Origin of the sequence: Paenibacillus alkaliterrae, assembly GCF_021532375.1 — a bacterium.
GTDB lineage: Bacteria > Bacillota > Bacilli > Paenibacillales > Paenibacillaceae > Pristimantibacillus > Pristimantibacillus alkaliterrae.
This window is the reverse complement of sequence record NZ_JAKGAP010000120.1, coordinates 1-4063: the sequence shown is the minus strand read 5'-3', so window position 1 is coordinate 4063 and position 4063 is coordinate 1. Positions and strand designations below refer to the sequence as shown.

The 4063-nt window shown below is 44.0% G+C and carries 3 protein-coding genes and 1 pseudogene; 3 read left to right on the top strand and 1 reads right to left on the bottom strand.

Annotated features, from left to right (window positions below):
* Positions 1–256 precede the first annotated feature (256 nt).
* The 3 genes from L1N85_RS26255 to L1N85_RS26245 are packed head-to-tail and all read left to right on the top strand — an operon-like array spanning position 257 to position 3494.
* Entirely contained in the window at positions 257–1504 is a 1248-nt protein-coding gene (locus L1N85_RS26255; RefSeq protein WP_235241974.1) for a site-specific integrase, read from the top strand.
* A 2-nt stretch (positions 1505–1506) separates the two neighbouring features.
* The gene (locus L1N85_RS26250; protein ID WP_235241973.1) at positions 1507–2478 is read left to right on the top strand and encodes a tyrosine-type recombinase/integrase; all 972 of its coding nucleotides are present in this window, start codon (positions 1507–1509) and stop codon (positions 2476–2478) included.
* Positions 2475–3494: a site-specific integrase gene (locus tag L1N85_RS26245; RefSeq protein ID WP_235241972.1), complete on the top strand. Its 1020-nt coding sequence runs from the start codon at positions 2475–2477 to the stop codon at positions 3492–3494. The genes L1N85_RS26250 and L1N85_RS26245 overlap by 4 nt, the downstream gene beginning before the upstream one ends.
* A gap of 78 nt (positions 3495–3572) precedes the next feature.
* Here the strand turns inward: L1N85_RS26245 and L1N85_RS26240 are convergent.
* Positions 3573–3866: pseudogene (locus L1N85_RS26240) on the bottom strand (DDE-type integrase/transposase/recombinase); the annotation flags it as partial.
* Positions 3867–4063: the final 197 nt, after the last annotated feature.

Here is a 4063-nt window from a genome sequence, read left to right as displayed (position 1 = left end):
GGGCGTCATGATTCCACATGTCCAAACCGGGCTCATGCTTGCGCTGCATAAAATTTTGTCGTACATACTTCACGGAATTTTCAACTTTCCCCTTCTAATGTGTTGCAACACATTATAAAGGTAATGAGAAGTTTGGTGTAATGAGAAGTTAAAGTTGAGTTTCAAGTGTTACCAGCGATTACATATTGTTTGACTTCTCATTATACTCCAATCTTTGAAGTAGGCATGCGTGCCAAAACAGATTGGAGGCCATCAAATGAGTAAGCAGAAGTTAGAAATCAACGAATTGATTTTAAAGGTACAGGGGGCGCTGAAAGAAGCGCAGTATTCCGAGATGCGTATCGCAGCATTTTTTCCTACGTGGGCAAGACTGACGGAATACATGACTGAGAGAAACGAACAGATCCTCAATGCCAAAACCGGACTCAACTTTTTGGAAGAAGCTTATGGGATTACCGTATTTAAAAATTTACCCCGAAATCTGGCTATCTGTGTTCGGGCAGTAAATGTACTAACAGACTTCCAACAACACGGAATGCTTCTCGCAAAAGCAAGACGGAAAGTCCATGTCTACCATCCTCAGTTTCAGGCATTATTTCAGGGTTACATCGACAAGCGTAGAACTGAGGGGCATTCAGAAGATACGCTGCAGTCCTACGCCATATATCTGGACCGATTTTCTGATTATCTCCATAGCCGTGAGGTCAAGAGCATATGTGAATTGGATAATACTTTAGTTCTTGGTTTTACCGGCACATTCACCAACTACTCACCCGCTGTCATCCATAACACGCTTTGCTCCCTGCGTACATTTTTTCACTATCTGTTTCAGGAAGGCTTTGTCTCCAAGAATTTCGCCTATGTCGTACCCCGGGATGGATACCGAAGCAGAACAAAAGTCCCTTCTGCCTATCCGAAAGAAGATGTAGAAAAGCTGTTGAAAACCATAGATCGGGGAAATCCGAAAGGAAAACGCGATTATGCCATTATCTTACTTGCGGCCAGACTTGGATTGCGTGCTCAAGATATATGCGACCTGTCTTTTGAACATCTGAAATGGGATACTAACACCATCGAAATGATCCAAGGAAAAACTGAAAAACCGATTACTCTTCCCTTATTGGAGGATGTAGGTCAGGCCATCATTGATTATTTAAAGTATGCGCGACCAGAGTGCACAACGACAAATGCCATCTTTCTTCGTCTGATTCCCCCAATGGGGAAGTTGGAAGCCCCGACACTGCATAGTATTGTCACCCATCATATGAGAAAAGCCGGAATCCAGGTTCAGGACGGCAAAAAGCATGGTCCCCATGCACTGCGTCACAGTCTTGCCAGCGCGCTGCTGGAAGACAAGACACCTCTGCCGGTCATATCGGAAATATTAGGGCATACCAGCACAGCGTCCACTTCCGTATATTTAAAAATAGATATTAACCAGCTCAGAAGTTGCTCCTTGACCCCGCCTCCGTTTGATTGGAACCATGGCGAGGAGGTGTTCTGAACGTGAAAAAAGAAGAAGCATTCGTAGGTGAATTTAAGGAGTTACTCTTGGATTACGTGAGATTCAAAAGGAATTTAGGCTATAAATATGACACCACTCCTGCCAATCTCCGTAGATTTTCTGAGTTCTCACTGCACTATGACATTGTAAATAAGTCGCTTTCCAGGCAATTAGTATTGGATTGGACGGCAAGAAGAAAAAACGAAGGAGTAAAGACATGGGAGCATCGTTCCAGTGACTTGCGTCAGTTTGCATTATACCTGCAGGACAAGGGATACGATGCGTTTATTCCACTGGGGAAACGCAAAGTCAGTCGTGGGGACTTTGTACCCTATATATTTACTCACGATGAAATCGAATGCTTCTTCAAAGCGTGTGATTCCATTCTTCCTCATCCTCTCTCCAATAAACATGACAGTTATCCCTTATTATTTCGATTGCTTTATTGTTGTGGACTTCGGATTTCCGAGGCCATCCATCTGAAGGTATCCGATGTGGATCTTCATACAGGAGTTCTATTCATCCGAGAATCTAAATTCAATAAAGATCGGCTAATTCCCATGTCCGAGAGCCTCCGGGAAATGTGTATGCAATATACCCGTAAATTAAGCAGGCATTCAGAGTCCGAGAACTATTTTCTCAGGCTCAAAAAGGGAACACCACTAAACCATAGTACGGTCTATAAAAGTTTCAGGGAACTTTTGTGGAAAGCTGGGATCTCCCATGGTGGCAAGGGAAAAGGACCTCGTCTGCATGACCTTCGCCATACTTTTTGTGTGCATACGATAGCGAGCCAAGTCAATAACGGAATTGACCTGTATTGTGCTTTGCCGATCCTATCTGCCTACCTTGGGCATACATCCGTTGCGGCAACACAACATTATGTACGATTGACCGTCGAAGCTTATCCTGAACTGATGGAACAGGTATCCCGTACATGTGCTTATATCTTCCCGGAGGTGGAACTGAAATGAAACCAACGGACTTTGCATACCATTTAACCAGTTTCCTCTCCAGATACATGCCAGGTACAATGGGACTTAGCCCGAATACTATCATGTCATATAGAGACACTTTCCATTTATTACTTGAGTTCTGCTGCGAACAGAAAAAAATAGCTGCTGAAAAGATGACTTTGGGGGATTTGAACAAGAAGCTAGTGGAGGAATATCTGGATTGGATTGAAAAGAAACGAAACTGCAAAGCTTCAACCCGTAATGTGAGGCTGGCTGCGATTCATGCATTCTGCCGTTATCTCCAGATCGAATTTCCCGATTACATCTATCCGGCGCAACAAATTCTCGCCATCCCGGTAAAGAAAGCGAAAAAGGCAACCGTCGAATATATGACGCTGGATGCCATGAAATATTTGCTGGAGACACCTGATAGTAAAACCAAGGAAGGTAGGCGAGATCTGGTTTTATTAAGTCTATTATATGACTCTGGAGCCAGGGTACAAGAGCTTGCTGATTTACGAGTTTCCGATGTAAGAGTAGCCAAACCAGCAACCGTTAAACTTACTGGAAAAGGAAGGAAAAGCAGAATAGTTCCCCTAATGAAACCTATGGCAACACTTCTGGAACAATATCTGATCGAAAATGGTTGGACAGATCCCTGTGCGCGGGATTACCCATTGTTTCAGAATCGTTCGAAAAGTAAACTGACTCGTGAAGGAATCTCCTATATTGTTAAAAAATATGCGGATGAAGCGATACAAAAAGCGCCTGAATTATTCCCGGACAAGTTGTCACCCCACTGCTATAGACACAGCAAAGCTGTTCATTTACTGCAGTCTGGGGTTAATCTGATCTACATCCGTGATTTTCTTGGACACGTGGACATCCAGACAACAGAAATTTACGCAAGGATTGATGGTGAAATGAAGAGGAAAGCATTAGAGAAAAGTACAAACAACGTCGTATCGGACAAGCTTCCAGAATGGCAGAGCAATGCCGGATTAATGAACTGGCTAAAAGGCCTGGGTAAGTAAATGAAAGTATAATGGGAAGTTGACATGTAAAAAGGCCTGTGAGGTTATGCCTTTTTCATGCCGACTTCTCATTACACCAAACTTCTCATTACCTTTCGATTCTGGCGAGTAGGGCTTAGCAAATAGAAGGCGGATGCCCAGCTTGGAGCACGTTCTTGCCATCCATTTCGTTTTGTATTGCTTTCCTTGATCGAAGTAGACCGCTTCCGGAACGCCGTATTTCTGAATCGCTTTACGAAAGCAGTCCTCCACAATGGTTTGGTCGAATAAGGCGTTGAATTCCCCGTGTAACGCCGAACGCGTTGCATCATCCTCAAACAACACAAGGTAAACTTGCTTCTTTTCTCCGCCTGGTCCGATGGGAAGATAAGGACGTGAAGTAAGAGGCAGGGCGTAGTCGGACTATTTCCCCATCTCTTATTTCACTGCCAGGGCCGGTTAAAGGCTTGTTCTTCTACCTTTATCTCGTGCTAGATTTGTATAGTCGCAAAATTGTCGGTTGGGAGATTTGGGAGGAAGAGTCAGCTGAGCATGCCAGTCAATTGATTCGCAGAACCGTGCTAAGTGAG